The organism is Staphylococcus sp. AS1337, assembly GCF_051408735.1.
In the GTDB taxonomy this organism is placed as follows: domain Bacteria; phylum Bacillota; class Bacilli; order Staphylococcales; family Staphylococcaceae; genus Staphylococcus; species Staphylococcus xylosus_B.
Map to the genome: position 1 here is coordinate 1 of NZ_JBOIHZ010000030.1, position 253 is coordinate 253.

Genomic DNA, 253 nt, shown 5'->3' on the forward strand with positions numbered 1-253 from the left:
GACAATCTAACTTGCTTTTAATTTCATTTTTTATACTTTCCTTGTGTTCACTTAAAATTTCACGTCTTTTTTCTATCGTAGAATGCCCTTGATTAAATAAAAAAACATAATGCTTTATATCCTCAATCCCCATATCTGTTGCTCTTAACAATTTAATAAATCTCAACCATTCTATATTTTCATCGGTATACGTACGATTTCCATTCTTGTCTCTTTTCACAATAGGTAATATACCTTCCTTTTCATAATACCT

1 protein-coding gene is annotated in these 253 nt (G+C 28.9%); it reads right to left on the reverse strand.

What is annotated here, in order from left to right:
* Positions 1–253, reverse strand: a 253-nt coding sequence (locus tag ACSUE0_RS14590) for a MerR family transcriptional regulator (RefSeq protein ID WP_436957844.1), incomplete at both ends; no start/stop codon positions are given.